Source organism: Salmonella sp. 741265055_HSA (assembly GCF_046569525.1).
GTDB lineage: Bacteria > Pseudomonadota > Gammaproteobacteria > Enterobacterales > Enterobacteriaceae > Salmonella > Salmonella enterica.
Genome location: NZ_JBKFSQ010000017.1, coordinates 47,436 through 61,540 on the forward strand (window position 1 = coordinate 47,436; position 14,105 = coordinate 61,540).

Annotated in this window: 12 protein-coding genes and 1 pseudogene; 10 read left to right on the top strand and 3 right to left on the bottom strand. The window is 51.2% G+C overall.

Annotation, left to right across the window (positions count from 1 at the left end; translation table 11 throughout):
- The first annotated feature begins 181 nt into the window (after nt 1-181).
- The 10 genes and pseudogenes from plsC to ACLD4K_RS11495 all read left to right on the top strand — a co-directional run bounded on the left by plsC (nt 182) and on the right by ACLD4K_RS11495 (nt 10,235).
- Nucleotides 182-919, top strand: coding sequence for a 1-acylglycerol-3-phosphate O-acyltransferase (gene plsC, locus ACLD4K_RS11450; protein WP_080096757.1), 738 nt, complete (start codon nt 182-184; stop codon nt 917-919).
- Nucleotides 920-992: 73 nt separating this feature from the next.
- Nucleotides 993-2,405 (top strand): cell division protein FtsP, encoded by a 1,413-nt coding sequence (gene ftsP / locus ACLD4K_RS11455; protein WP_094882361.1) that lies wholly within the window; start codon nt 993-995, stop codon nt 2,403-2,405.
- A gap of 20 nt (nt 2,406-2,425) precedes the next feature.
- Nucleotides 2,426-3,124: a hypothetical protein gene (locus ACLD4K_RS11460; RefSeq protein ID WP_411011885.1), complete on the top strand. Its 699-nt coding sequence runs from the start codon at nt 2,426-2,428 to the stop codon at nt 3,122-3,124.
- 56 nt (nt 3,125-3,180) lie between these two features.
- Nucleotides 3,181-3,336, top strand: coding sequence for a hypothetical protein (locus ACLD4K_RS11465; RefSeq protein WP_411011886.1), 156 nt, complete (start codon nt 3,181-3,183; stop codon nt 3,334-3,336).
- Between the two features lie 647 nt (nt 3,337-3,983).
- The gene (locus ACLD4K_RS11470; RefSeq protein WP_411011900.1) at nt 3,984-4,943 is read left to right on the top strand and encodes a hypothetical protein; all 960 of its coding nucleotides are present in this window, start codon (nt 3,984-3,986) and stop codon (nt 4,941-4,943) included.
- A gap of 15 nt (nt 4,944-4,958) precedes the next feature.
- Nucleotides 4,959-6,383, top strand: coding sequence for a hypothetical protein (locus ACLD4K_RS11475; protein WP_411011887.1), 1,425 nt, complete (start codon nt 4,959-4,961; stop codon nt 6,381-6,383).
- Nucleotides 6,384-6,474: 91 nt separating this feature from the next.
- The gene (locus ACLD4K_RS11480) at nt 6,475-6,591 is read left to right on the top strand and encodes a DUF4459 domain-containing protein (RefSeq protein ID WP_411011901.1); all 117 of its coding nucleotides are present in this window, start codon (nt 6,475-6,477) and stop codon (nt 6,589-6,591) included.
- A gap of 52 nt (nt 6,592-6,643) precedes the next feature.
- Nucleotides 6,644-7,132 (top strand): annotated as a pseudogene (locus ACLD4K_RS11485) (DUF4459 domain-containing protein); the annotation flags it as partial.
- A gap of 537 nt (nt 7,133-7,669) precedes the next feature.
- Nucleotides 7,670-7,882, top strand: coding sequence for a DUF4431 domain-containing protein (locus tag ACLD4K_RS11490; RefSeq protein ID WP_411011902.1), 213 nt, complete (start codon nt 7,670-7,672; stop codon nt 7,880-7,882).
- Between the two features lie 133 nt (nt 7,883-8,015).
- The gene (locus ACLD4K_RS11495; RefSeq protein ID WP_001274470.1) at nt 8,016-10,235 is read left to right on the top strand and encodes a YgiQ family radical SAM protein; all 2,220 of its coding nucleotides are present in this window, start codon (nt 8,016-8,018) and stop codon (nt 10,233-10,235) included.
- Between the two features lie 5 nt (nt 10,236-10,240).
- Here the strand turns inward: ACLD4K_RS11495 and ACLD4K_RS11500 are convergent, their stop codons facing one another.
- Genes ACLD4K_RS11500 through ACLD4K_RS11510 form a run of 3 tightly spaced genes read right to left on the bottom strand, consistent with a single transcriptional unit; the run spans nt 10,241 to nt 13,989 of the window.
- The gene (locus ACLD4K_RS11500) at nt 10,241-11,965 is read right to left on the bottom strand and encodes an amidohydrolase (protein WP_411011888.1); all 1,725 of its coding nucleotides are present in this window, start codon (nt 11,963-11,965) and stop codon (nt 10,241-10,243) included.
- A complete protein-coding gene (locus ACLD4K_RS11505) occupies nt 11,962-13,026 on the bottom strand; it encodes a DUF3828 domain-containing protein (protein WP_411011889.1) in 1,065 nt (354 codons plus the stop codon). The genes ACLD4K_RS11500 and ACLD4K_RS11505 overlap by 4 nt, the downstream gene beginning before the upstream one ends.
- 54 nt (nt 13,027-13,080) lie before the next feature.
- On the bottom strand, nt 13,081-13,989 hold the full coding sequence (locus ACLD4K_RS11510) for a hypothetical protein (protein ID WP_023220858.1): 909 nt from the start codon (nt 13,987-13,989) through the stop codon (nt 13,081-13,083).
- Nucleotides 13,990-14,105 lie beyond the last annotated feature (116 nt).

The window sequence follows — 14,105 nt, forward strand, 5'->3', positions numbered from 1 at the left end:
GTAGCGTCTTATCCGGCCTACGGTTTCAGATCGGATTAACATTAAAATTTCCCGTAAAACCGTTGTTTATTCGTGCATTGCGATTAACAATACGTTTTTCCAGAGAGCCACACTTACCAAAATCCTAACCTGAATTTCAGGTGACGTAGAATGCCGGGCTCTTAGGCCTTCAGAGGTTGTTATGCTATATATTTTTCGTCTTATTATTACCGTTATTTACTCCATTCTGGTCTGTGTTTTCGGTTCTATTTACTGCCTTTTCAGCCCACGTAACCCAAAACACGTGGCGACGTTTGGACATATGTTCGGTCGTCTGGCCCCGCTGTTTGGCCTGAAAGTGGAGTGTCGCAAACCCGCCGACGCGGAAAACTATGGCAATGCTATCTATATTGCTAACCATCAGAATAATTATGATATGGTCACGGCGGCGAATATTGTGCAGCCGCCAACGGTGACGGTGGGGAAAAAAAGCCTGCTTTGGATCCCGTTTTTTGGGCAACTGTACTGGCTGACCGGTAATCTGTTGATTGACCGTAATAACCGCGCCAAAGCGCATAGCACCATTGCGGCAGTGGTTAACCATTTTAAAAAGCGCCGTATTTCTATCTGGATGTTCCCTGAAGGTACGCGTAGCCGGGGACGCGGCCTGCTGCCGTTTAAAACCGGCGCGTTTCATGCGGCTATCGCGGCTGGTGTGCCGATCATTCCTGTCTGCGTTTCCAACACCTCTAACAAAGTCAATCTAAACCGCCTGAACAACGGACTGGTTATTGTGGAAATGCTGCCGCCAGTCGACGTCAGCGAATATGGTAAAGATCAGGTTCGCGAGCTGGCGGCCCACTGCCGTGCGTTAATGGAGCAAAAAATCGCGGAACTTGATAAAGAGGTTGCGGAACGTGAAGCGACCGGTAAGGTTTAAGCAGCCTTACTCTGTTATTGTAGAAATCATTTTTTCAGGCACAACTCTTTAGCCTGTTTTATATGGAGCTTATATGTCATTCAGTCGGCGTCAGTTTCTTCAGGCATCGGGAATCGCACTATGTGCAGGCGCGATTCCCCTCAGGGCGAATGCTGCCGGTCAGCAACAGCCGTTGCCTGTTCCGCCGTTGCTGGAGTCCCGTCGCGGGCAGCCGTTGTTTATGACGCTACAGCGAGCGCACTGGTCCTTTACGCAAGGCACGCGCGCGCCGGTCTGGGGAGTGAACGGTCGTTATCTGGGGCCGACAATCCGCGTCTGGAAAGGCGATGACGTTAAACTTATCTATAGCAACCGCCTGGCGGAAAATGTCTCCATGACGGTTGCTGGTTTACTGGTGCCGGGGCCGCTGATGGGGGGCCCGGCGCGTATGATGTCGCCGAACGCGGACTGGGCGCCGGTGTTGCCGATTCGTCAGAGCGCCGCGACGCTGTGGTATCACGCTAACACGCCTAACCGCACTGCGCAGCAGGTGTATAACGGCCTGGCAGGAATGTGGCTGGTCGAAGACGACATCAGTAAAACGCTGCCCATTCCGAACCATTACGGCGTGGATGATTTTCCCGTCATTATCCAGGATAAACGGCTGGATAACTTTGGGACGCCGGAGTACAGCGAACCGGGAAGCGGTGGTTTTGTTGGCGATACGCTGCTGGTGAACGGCGCGCAAAGCCCCTATGTCGAAGTGTCCCGCGGCTGGGTACGGTTACGGTTGTTGAACGCCTCGAACTCGCGGCGCTATCAGCTTCAGATGAGCGATGGCCGGGCGCTGCATGTGATTTCAGGCGATCAGGGCTTTTTACCTGCGCCGGTTTCCGTCAAACAGTTGTCACTGGCGCCCGGCGAGCGACGTGAAATCCTGGTTGATATGACCAACGGCGACGAAGTCTCGATCACCTGCGGGGAAGCGGCCAGCATAGTCGATCGGATTCGCGGTTTCTTTGAGCCTTCCAGTATTCTGGTTTCTACCCTGGTGCTGACGTTACGGCCAACCGGATTGTTGCCGCTGGTGACCGATAATCTGCCGATGCGTCTGTTGCCGACGGAGATCATGAGCGGCGCGCCTGTCCGCAGTCGGGACATCAGTCTTGGTGACGATCCGGGGATTAACGGCCAACTGTGGGATGTGAATCGCATTGATATTACCGCCCAACAAGGCACCTGGGAGCGCTGGACGGTACGCGCCGATATGCCGCAGTCGTTCCATATTGAGGGCGTCTCTTTCCTGATTCGTAACGTCAACGGCGCTATGCCGTTCCCGGAAGATAGAGGCTGGAAAGATACCGTCTGGGTGGATGGGCAAGTCGAACTGCTGGTCTACTACGGTCAGCCGTCCTGGCCGCACTTCCCGTTCTATTTCAACAGCCAGACGCTGGAAATGGCTGACCGCGGCTCGATTGGGCAAATGCTGGTGAATCCGGCGCCGTAAAGGCGGACCAGAGATATTCGATGAGAATCAGTGAAGAGGGATGGCGGCTGCTGACGTTCTGGATGTTTACTGCAGGCAGTTATCTTATTCTGTTCTTCATTGTTATTTGCCTGGCTTTTTTGTTCCAAACGCCTCGTCGTGTGTTGCTGTGGATTGCTTTGCCACAGATTACGCTGGTTCTTTTGCTATGGTTTGCTGCGGGTGATGAAACGCTTTTCTTCCCGATTGGCGCAGGGTGGATACTGGGGCTTAGTTTATTGCTGGCGCTACTGTTTAGCCACCGATTACGCCAACCACACCACCTTTGGGCCGGGTGCCATGTGGTCGTATTGCTGCTGTTGTTAGCGCACATGGGGGATATTCTCGAGAGGCATCATCGGCGCGATGTCTATCAGGCACAGCAGGCGGCGGAAGAAACGCTGTTACGAAAAATCGATACGACTGATGAACGCGCGTTTTTAAATCATTTGATGTCGCAAGCAATGCAGTCGCAAAACGCAGGGGATTGGTGGACGAATAGGCGGATTGAGCATCTCGCAAACGCATTTCCCCTTTTGATATTGCGGACGGAACTGAAAAAATTTGGTTGGTTTTGGCTATCGACCGGCTTAATCGTCCTGCTGTTGGGGCGTTTGCCTCCTGGTTTATTGGCGATTCTGTACAGGCAAAGCAATATCGGTATCAGCTTTTACAAAACAATCCATTATTGGACCTACTGAATCGTGTTTTTAATGATAGTACGGCTGATGAACAAACTTTTCTGCAACAACAACTTTTGGCGCGAGATATTTGTACCAGTTTGATTAGCGTCGTACCGGAATTATTGACGGACGAACTGTATGCGCAAGCCGTTGCCTTTGATAATAGCAACAAACCGGAACGTTTCTCATGGCAGTTTGAGTTTGATGCGTTTTATCATCAGGAAAAATAGCGGACAATAATGAATTTGGGAAACGGATGGAGTTTGTTGTTGATGATAATATCCACCGTGCTGGGCAATATATATACAATCATCGTATTGGCTATAGTTATTAGTGCGTTTAGCTCGCTGTGTTATCAGAAAGTAGAAACGAGGAATTTGAATTCGGTAGTGAGCGTGGAAAGTAAGGATGCTTTATGGTTGAATCATTTGCATGGATGATGTGGGATTCAGTAATATTGATGAACGCGTGGGGTATTTACGGCGTTATATTATTGAGGTTAATTGTCGGCGCATTTGATTCTTTGCGCTATCGGCGGGTTTTCTTGCGTGTTGTTCTTCCACAGGTGAGCGTTGTCTGTGTAGTGTGGGGAGGATTATTCTGGATCGATTCAAAAAATATTTATATCGTATATTTATTGATATTAGGATTGCTGCCCTCGATAATAATTGCTATTTTTTCTGGTCGAAAGTCTCCGTTTTTTATACTGGAAACTATCGTATGCCATACTATTTTTTTGTTCGCTTTCGTTTATGTGATGGCCGGCCCACAATTATGGCATCACATTGGTGAAGACTGGGATAACTATAAAATTACCCGACTGTTTGAGCGCGCGAAGGGGGATGTTCAGGTTTTGCAGGATGCATCTTGTTATCAATTGGCAAGTGTTTTGACGCTGGCTGCAGAACATCGCGACACACCGGAAAATTTATTACGTTATCTGGCTAAAATACGAGGTATTTCGCCATTTTTGACAGCGGCAGAATCTTGCCCTGAAGCGGCGATCCCGAACGCCGAATTTCTTTATACGCCATTTGTTACCGCTCTTCGCCAACATAACGTACCGATAGTACGCTTTTTTAGCCAGCAACTGGTGGGCGAGACATCTTCCGCCAGAGAGAATCGCAACATTGTTGCCCGTAAAGAAAATCCACTGCTGACGCTTTATCATTCTAACTATATATCACAGTATCGCGAGCAGTACAGACTAGAAATTAGTCAGCTATTGCTGAATATTATGCCAGAACTGTTGAATGATGCTGTCTATATTCATCCCATTATCCAACGTAACACCGAGTTGGTTGCTTATTTTTGGCAGAAACATCCGCCCACTATTCCTCTGCGCAGGCTCGAAGCGATGGTGTTGTTAGCCAACACGGAACCGCTAATAAGCGAGGTAACCCATAATCCAGAAATATTGATCACACCGCCGATTGAGAGGTGGGATCGTGAAAACCTGCTCACTTTCATACTGAGCAATGGCGATCTGGCAATGATTCAATCGCTTATTGATACAAACGTGGTGGACTGGAAACGAGCAATGGAAGACGGAAATAATGAGCCTCTGCATCAGGCCATATTGCGGCTGCGTGGTGGAGCGTTAGAGAACGCATTGCTGATACAGATCATTAAGGCGATGCAAGCGCAGAAAGCGTTATCCAACGAGCAAATCGCCCACTATCTTCCCTGGACACCGACGTTTCCTGCCGCTTTTTTACAGGCTGGGCTTTCCTGTGAGCAATTGCGTGAGGTGTTGAATGCTTCAGTAGCGGGGAGCGAACAAGTACTACACGATACGCGACAAAGGCTGAATGCGCTGTGTCCAGTCGCGAAGTGACTAAAGGAATAGTAAATGGAGTATATTAATCGATGGCTTGGCTCTGAACTGCTGATGTTTTGTATTCTGCCGTGGGGGTATGCCGCTGCGGTGGCATCACTGCTGATCCTGATGTTTTCCAAAAAACGCAGCCGACAGATTTTGCTGTGGGTATTACTACCACAGTGGGCAGTCGTGATATTGCTGTTACTCACGTTGCAGTACACCCAGTTGTTGAGTCAAACAGGCACGGTATGGATGTTGATGCTCCTGTTGCCGATTCTGAGTTGGGCGGGCTTGCTGCCCGCGCTGCTGCTGGGAACCTGGCTGCGCAAGCCGTGGCCCGCATGGCTACTGTGCCATATTGTGTTCATTGGGGTGCTGTGCCCGGTGATGCCGGAGCTGTGGCGTGCTATTAGCCATCAATGGCAACAGCAAAATATTGCGCAGTTGCTCAGGCAGGTTCAGGCAGGCGACTTGGGTCAGTTAGAGAGCATTCATGATAACAGTACGTTGGAACAGACACTGGTTCAGGCGGTAAAAGCGCCAGGCATATCAGAAAAAAGCTTGCGCGCTCTGACTGCACGTGTGGCATCGCCTTTTAGTATTTCGCGGGAAGATGACTATTTCGTTAATGCGCCATTTTTTGTAGCTTTTGAGAGTGGCAATATCACTGCGGTGCGTATTTTTAGCGAGCAGCTCACGGGCGACTCCCCGCAGGCGCAGGCAAATCGCACCATCGTACGGCAGCAAAATCCGCTGACGTATCTCCCCACGCCCCGTTTTAAGCCTGAGGGATTTCGCCAGAATTTTTTTGAGATGGCCGACGTTCTGCTACGGGTCATGCCCGATCTCCTCACCGATGAAGCCTATTCGGGGGCAATACAGCTTCAGGATAAAGAGACACTGGCCTTTTTCTGGCAGCGGCGTGAAGCGCAAAATCCGCTGTATCGCGCATATTATTTCTTGTCGCAGGGGCAAACTAAAGCGCTGCTTGCCCAGATAAAATTGACGCCGCAGGTGCTGGGACAATCGATTTATCCGAATAAAAATCTGCTGGCGTCGCTGTTTAGTGATGCGGATGGCGAGACGCTGCATGCGTTGGTGAAAGGGCAGATGCTGAACTGGCAGCACATCCCTCAGGATAAGTTGACGGACGGCTGGAATTTCCTGATTTCACGCACATTGCATACAGCCTCGAAAGAGGACGCGCTGCCGCCGGATATTCTGGCGGGGATACTGCAAAGTATGCAACAGCAACATACGGCGTTGCCGGAAGCCCTTATTGTAGCCAGCCTTGATTACCAGGATGAAATACATAGCCTGATGACTGCCTACCGGATGGCCTGGTTGGGCTGTAACAAGCTTAACGCAATGATTGATAAGGTGTATCCACCAGAAGATACGCGGCGTACCAATGTGCGTATAAAATTAGCGCAGCAGTGCGCCGATTTAGACTGATATGCCGTGCTCTGATAATTAAAAATTACATTGATTGTTAAGAGAGATACAGGGAGTGGTAAATAATGAAAAATGTTTTTTATTTATATTTATGTGCCTGTTTATCTTCTCAGCTAATGCGGAACTAAAATTCCGCCCTGAGATCGAAAATAAAAAATTTATTTTCAGGGCAAGGTCACAGACTACACGCTTAACGCTTAACGCTTAATGACTTTACCTTTTTCGGTAACAGTCGCGAATCCTTTTATGGCAGCGAAAACGACGATTATACCGCCACTACAGATGAGTGGCTCGGGTTTTACGCTGAGTTGCCCGACGTTCGAAAATGGCAGCGCGTGGTTCCTGACGATTTTTCTACGATGCATGGCGCGCCATGGTGTGACATCCAGTTTTTTGAACAAGAGAATGATCATTCGGTGATTACTGGAAGTGAACATATGCGCTGTATCGATTTTCTCGTGACGCCTAAAAGAAAAGGGCTCATTCCCATGGGGACAAAGGGAACGCTGATGGATTACGGCAGCTATCTTGCTTTCGCATCGCAGATAAAGCGCATTACGCTGGAAGGCCGATTTCCTGAAGCCTCGCGGACCTGGCTTCCTGTAAGAAGCGTGCAAACCAGCGCAACCTCGATAGCCGATCTTAAAATTATGCTTAATGAGATTTATGCTCGCCACGGTTATATTTTCATCCCGGGCGGTGAGATGGAACGGTACTGCCGACAGCAGTCGTGGTATCGCCCACGCTATGCGAACGTTGATTACCTCATTACCGAGACAGAGCACCGTAATATCAAACTCCTCAAAGAGCTGCTTTCTCCTGAGTCACAGCGTAAAAAGGCGCTGTATATTCAGAACACAACCGATTTTTGTGAGGCGCTGAAAGCGAATAATATTAAATATGTCATGGACAATACGGCAGAATACCTTACGACTGGCGCAGATCAGCCAATCAATTTAGAAAAAGTATGGCAAAAATACAGAGACTTAATGATCAATGGCGGCGGAAACTGTCAACACGATATCGAGAGCTATAAGCGCTACTCCTTTTTATACAGCGAACCTTTAGGTATTTATTACAATTCCACTTTTGAGTTTGATGAAGAGAAAGGGAAATATGTTCTCACTTATGTGAACTTTGATTCTTCCTGCAACAAAGAGGGTGACACAATTGAACTGGAAGGTATGATGGTCAAACGCGAGCACGTCATTGAAGATAATCAAGGCCAACACTCGGATAAAGATCTCGAATTAAAAACAATAAACCTTCAGTGTGTGGCTGGTGCCATGACGGATCAACCTGACTGGGATCGCTATGTCCAGCTCATTCTTCCTCCTGAAAAATACAACTATTATCAACGGTTTATAGGGAAGAAAATCACCCTGCGAGGGAAAGTCACGATTGCAGAATCCATGTATCATGTAACGCCGGTACCGCTGAATTTGCTCGAAGAACAAAATCCTATTATCAAAGTAGCAGATATGCCTGCTCGTCCATAAGTACGATAACCGGCGGGGCAGGCAATAGGCCCCGCTACAGAGTGCAGCCTCACCAATCAATTCGATTTCTCTTCCATTCCGGCTTATAATCCCCGACCTTTGATTATTTTTTTGCCAATTTTTTGGAAGCATTATGAGCGCTATCTCCCTGATCCAACCGGATCGCGACCTTTTCTCCTGGCCGCAGTACTGGGCCGCCTGCTTTGGGCCGGCGCCGTTTTTGCCGATGTCACGTGAAGAGATGGATCAACTTGGCTGGGATAGCTGCGACATCATTCTGGTAACCGGAGACGCCTACGTCGACCATCCGAGCTTCGGCATGGCGATTTGCGGTCGTATGCTGGAAGCGCAGGGCTTCCGCGTTGGGATCATCGCCCAGCCGGACTGGAACAGCAAAGACGACTTTATGCGTCTGGGTAAACCGAACCTGTTCTTCGGCGTCACCGCTGGCAACATGGACTCGATGATCAACCGTTACACCGCCGATCGTAAGCTGCGCCATGACGACGCCTATACCCCGGACAACGTCGCGGGCAAACGCCCGGACCGCGCCACGCTGGTCTATACCCAGCGTTGCAAAGAAGCGTGGAAAGATGTCCCGGTGATCCTTGGCGGCATTGAGGCCAGTCTGCGCCGTACCGCGCATTACGACTACTGGTCTGATACTGTGCGTCGTTCAGTGTTAGTCGATTCCAAAGCCGACATGCTGATGTTTGGCAACGGCGAGCGTCCGCTGGTGGAAGTGGCGCACCGTCTGGCCATGGGCGAAACCATCGATCAGATTCGCGACGTGCGTAACACAGCGATTATGGTTAAAGAAGCTCTGCCTGGCTGGAGCGGCGTCGACTCCACTCGTCTGGACACGCCGGGTAAAATCGATCCAATTCCCCATCCCTATGGCGAGGATCTGCCGTGCGCGGATAACAAGCCGGTCGCGCCGAAAAAGCAAGAAGCTAAGGCGATTACCGTGCAGCCGCCGCGTCCGAAGCCGTGGGAAAAAACCTATATCCTGCTGCCATCCTTTGAAAAGGTGAAAGGCGACAAGGTGCTGTACGCCCATGCGTCGCGTATTCTGCATCACGAAACTAACCCTGGCTGCGCGCGGGCGCTGATGCAAAAACACGGCGACCGCTATGTCTGGATCAACCCGCCCGCCATACCGCTCTCCACTGAAGAGATGGATAGCGTGTTTGCGCTGCCGTATCAGCGTGTGCCGCACCCGGCTTACGGCAATGCCCGTATTCCGGCCTATGAGATGATCCGCTTTTCGATCAATATCATGCGCGGCTGCTTTGGCGGCTGCTCTTTCTGCTCGATCACTGAACATGAAGGGCGCATCATTCAGAGCCGCTCGGAAGACTCTATCATCAACGAGATCGAAGCGATCCGCGACACGGTGCCGGGGTTTACCGGCGTGATCTCCGATCTGGGCGGTCCTACCGCGAACATGTATATGCTGCGCTGTAAGTCGCCGCGTGCGGAGCAGACCTGTCGTCGCCTGTCGTGCGTCTATCCGGATATCTGTCCGCATATGGATACTGACCATACGCCGACGATCAATCTTTATCGCCGCGCCCGCGAGCTGAAAGGCATTAAGAAAATCTTAATTGCCTCCGGCGTGCGCTACGACATCGCCGTAGAAGATCCTCGCTACATTAAAGAGCTGGCGAGTCATCATGTGGGCGGTTATCTGAAGATTGCGCCGGAGCATACTGAAGAAGGTCCGCTGTCGAAAATGATGAAGCCGGGTATGGGCAGCTACGATCGCTTTAAAGAGTTATTTGACCTTTACTCTAAACAGGCCGGAAAAGAGCAGTATCTGATCCCGTATTTTATCTCCGCGCATCCGGGCACGCGGGACGAGGATATGGTGAATCTGGCGCTGTGGCTCAAGCGCCACCGCTTCCGTTTGGATCAGGTGCAGAACTTCTACCCGTCGCCGTTGGCGAATTCGACCACCATGTATTACACCGGTAAAAACCCGCTGGGTAAAATTGGTTATAAGAGTGAAGATGTGGTGGTGCCGAAGGGAGACAGGCAACGTCGCCTGCATAAGGCGCTGCTGCGTTATCACGATCCGGCGAACTGGCCGCTGATTCGCCAGGCGCTGGAAGCGATGGGGAAAAAGCATTTGATTGGCGGTCGCCGTGAGTGTCTGGTGCCTGCGCCGACCATTGAAGAGATGCGCGAAGCGCGTCGCCAGAACCGCAACACGCGCCCGGCGCTGACCAAACATACGCCAGTGGAACATCAGCGGCAGACGCCTGCGGGAGCAAAGAAAGCACCGGTTGCGCCATCTCGTCCTGTGAATGCAGGTGCGAAGAAGCGCGCTAAAACGTCAGCAGGTCGTTAAGAAGGTTATCCCGGCAGCGTTAATGCTGCCGGGAGATTTATCTGCAATACCTGTTCCTGGCATTGCCAGACGATGTTGCCGTCAACCATCGTCAGCAGCACCTGGCTATTGCCGATATCCTCATGCGGCACCGAGAAAATGTCCCTGTCCAGCACCTGAAAATCGGCGACTTTTCCCACTTCGATAGAGCCGCGAACCTGTTCCTGAAACTCCTGATACGCCGCATTGATGGTGTACATCCGCACGCCGTCCGCCACGCTTATCGCCAGCTCTGGCCGGATAATCTTGCCGCTGGACGCCGATTTGCGCGTGACCGCCGCCTGCACCATTTGCCGCCAGTTGACGAGATCCATAATACCGTCGGAGCCGCCCGCCACCGTAACGCCAAGGTCGATGATATCTTTCAGCCCCTTGCCGATTTCGCCTTTGATTCCGCAGACCTGCGCCCGGCGCTCGTAGTCGTATGCCGATCCTCCGGGGGAGGGTTGTTCAGACAGGATAATGCCGTATTTTGCCGCCTTGACGAAATCTTCGCGATCCCCCATTGAGCCATGCAGCACATAGTGGCGGCGCTGCGGGCCAGGGCAGGTTTGAATGGCGTTAATGAAGCCGTCGATGGTGACCTTTACCGCTTTATCGCCGACCGCGTGAACGGCCAACTGGTAGCCGCGCTGATGCGCCAGCAGGGCCATTTTATGGAATTCCTGAATTTGTTCTTCTTCGCTGGCCATTGGGCCGCAAAATACCGAACGGCCAGCCCAACCCGGCCTGTCGGCGTAATCCTGATTCATCCACGCCGTGTGCGACATCGGCACGCCGTCGCAGAATATCTTCACGCTGTGGCAGTCCAGCCAGTTTTTATCGGGAAATTCCGGTAGCCCGCTGGCGTCCAGCGTGTGTTTTAAAATTTCATAAGACTGAACGCCTTTATCGGCGGCATAAAAGGCGATAGAGACGCGCGCCGTGAGCTTTTTTTCTTCCAGTAGCTGGCGGTAAGCGGCAATGCCGGATACGCCAGCGGCGCCCGTCTCGCCCGGCCCCATAGCGCCCTCCGTATAGCTGGCATAGCCTTCGCGGTTCATAAAGCGTTGGGCCGCGATAATGTTTTCTTTTAGTTCTTCCACCGTCGGGCGCGGCATGGCTTGTGTAATCAATTGCAGCGCCGGGATATCCAGAAAGTTGCCGTCCGGTTCGCCGTCTGGCGTTTTACCAATGTATCCGCCGATGGGATCTTGCGTCTCGCGGGTGATGCCGACGATCTCCAGCGCGTTGCTGTTGACGAGACAGGAGTGACCATCCCAGAGGGCCAGAAAGGCAGGGTGGTTGGGCGTCGCGCTGTCGATGTCATGACGCGTCAGCGGGCGGCGGCTGTCGATGATGGCAGGGTTGAAGCCGCAGGCGTGGATCCACTGGCCGGGAGGTGTTGTTGCCGCTCGCTCGCGCAGCAGCGCTAAAAGCGCCTCCAGCGTGCGTGCCGTGCTGCAATTAACGCATTTCCAGCTCGCCGCCAGCCAGCTAATATGTACATGGGCATCGTGGGCGGCGGGCAGAATCAACTTGCCCTGCAGATCAATAATCTGCGTGTCGGGGCCGATATGCGTTTTTATCTCTTCGTCTTCGCCGACGTTGATGATCCAGCCGTTTTTCACCGCGATGGCGCGGGTGAAACGAAAATGACGATCGACTGTCGCCACTTTGCCGTTAATCAATACGGTATCTGCAACGGTCATCGTTTTCTCCTGTGTTTGTTGGCGGGAAATCTCCGTACCAGCGTAATCTGTTGCATTGCTTTTAGCAGGCTCCCGCCATCCGGGCGGATAAAGTCTTCAATCTCCCACTGGCCCTGCGTGCGGTGAAGCAATAAATCCTGCGCTTTCGTTGACGAATCGGTCAGCGTAAAACGGACATGGATACGTGCGCGATCGTTATTCTCTTCAATCACCTGAATGCTATTCAATCTGGAAAATTGCGGTTCTTTGCCAAAAAATATCGGATTAACAAACAGACATAACTTATCGGTTTCCATTTCCGTATCCTGATCGTTATCAGATCCGACGGTTATAGGGGCGTCGGCAAGAAAGGCGTTACGATACGCAGATGACGTCGTCCAGCGCCACGGCCAGGCAAAATAGCTAAGGCGGCCAAGTGTAGGAACATCATTATTTTTATATGCTGTCTGAGAATAATCATTTACCGCCTGGCGATACTGTGCGGAAACAACCCATGTCCACGGCCAGCTATAATCATCCAGACGGTTGAAAAGTTCACGGACAAAATTTTGTGGGCGCTCTCTTTGCAGCGATCGCAGCGACGCAAGGTTTTTCTGATTTTCGCTATTAATTGCCAGCCAGAGACTGCCTTGCGGGCTGATAATATCGTCAATAAGCCAGCGGTCGCCTTCGGCGATCAGTTTCAGCGTTTGTGTGATGGCTTCCGGAGAGTCTTTGAAAGGGCGAAACTGTACGGTGGCGTCAGCATGAGAGACATCCGTCTGATGAATGGTTATGTTTTCCAAAACCAAGTGGTCATATTCCTGGCAGCCACAAAGCGGATCGGAGTCCAGCCAGCCAATATCGCCCGGTAAGGTCAACCGATCGTTCAGGAGAATGACGTTTTTCATCCGCGTGGAAATAAGCGATTTTTCCGTTGTATCACCAAAATAGAGGGAATCAGATTCTATTTCATAGCTATGGTAAATCTGTCTGACCGTCTGCTCTGGCGATAACGGCGGCGTTTGCGCCAGCGCGGGAATCGTCAAAAAAAAACTGAGCAAGAGGAATATATGCTTCATTGGGCGTTTCCTTATTCCCGGTTTAATCCATCCGATCTGAGTCTGTAAGCGGTATTATTTTTTACTCTTTTGTTTAGCCATTTCGGCCTCGAGTTCTTTAATATCTTGCTGCCTTTTACGTTCATTTTCCGCCCGCGTTGCTACGCGCTCGTAGCGTGTGATATCGGTAATGCCACCGGGCCACGCGCCGAAATGGCCGTTCATGTCCATATCGAACGTTCCCGCGATCATCACATAATCGCCGTTAAGCTGACGCGCTTTGGCGAGGGTAATGACCGGGTTAGGAAAGCCAATATCCAGCCACAGGCTATTGCCGTCAACGTTATTTAACCAGGCGTCTTTATCAAGGAATAGCGCGTTACCTTCAAATTCGATATTTCCGACGCCGATGACCACTATTTTTTGCAGATGGTATTTTTCTGGATTGGCCAGCAAGGCCGCCATAGATATCGGCCAGGAGAATGAATCTCTCCCCGGTTCAGCACTTGTCGCCGTACTTTTTATCCTCGTATCTTCACGGATTTCACTGCGCAGACTTTTGGGGAGTTCGCTTCCGTCGTCGGTATCTTCCACTAACCAGAGTTCGCTGTCGCGATCGCGAACCAGCGTTAGCCCTAACAAGCGATGAGCGCCGACGTTCTCTTTATTAAGCGTCAGTTGTACCAGAGCATGAATACGTCCGGCATTCAGCGGCGTGGTATCAATCAATTCGGCGGAGACAAACATCTCGTCCTGACAGCGGCAAAGAAGATTATTGCTCAGCCAGGGCGTTGTACCTCCCTTTGTCACATTGGCATTCGTCCGTAAATCGACGATAAATCCCCCTGACAATATTTTGTCGCTATTTTCCACCAGCGGCTGATACAGTCGGGTAATCGCCTGCGCCGGGGATTCTCCGGCAAACACCGCAGTACTAAATAGCAGAAGAAGCAGAGGCAACAACCCTGTTGACCACGCTTTCATGATGACATCCCTGATGAAGAGGCGGAGTTGTAAATATTAACAAGTGAGGGCTAACGGGGGAAATTGATGATTTCCGAAAAGCCCGACAATTGTCGGGCCGGAAGAGACGATTAACC